Origin of the sequence: Burkholderia sp. SIMBA_051, assembly GCF_046534915.1 — a bacterium.
GTDB lineage: Bacteria > Pseudomonadota > Gammaproteobacteria > Burkholderiales > Burkholderiaceae > Burkholderia > Burkholderia ambifaria.
Genome location: NZ_JAWRXS010000122.1, coordinates 1 through 327, shown reverse-complemented (window position 1 = coordinate 327; position 327 = coordinate 1). Strand labels below are relative to the sequence as shown.

1 pseudogene is annotated in these 327 nt (G+C 58.7%); it reads right to left on the bottom strand.

From position 1 onward, the window contains the following. Window positions 1–327: pseudogene (locus tag SB771_RS33835) on the bottom strand (IS5/IS1182 family transposase); the annotation flags it as partial.

Sequence of the window (327 nt, the reverse complement as noted above, 5' to 3'; positions counted from 1 at the left end):
TGCTCCAGTACCGGTGCAGTTGCATCCCGTGTTCCTCGCTGGTGTAACGGTAAATTGCCCGTTCGCCAGCTGGACATTGGTATTCGTCGTCCCGTGCAATGTAGACGAAGTCTGCCTTGTCGAATCGCCAGTGGTATTTCGCACCTGATGTTGTCGGCTTCGGTAGCATGACCGCAATCCCCGCATCGGCGCACTCCTTGATCTGAGTCCGGTGTAGTAGCCACGATCGGCGACTGCCCGCAGTCTGGTCTTGCCCATCGCGTCGCGCGCAGCTATTCCCATGGGACTAAGCTGCGCCCGGTCACTGCCAGAGTTTGTGACCTCGTG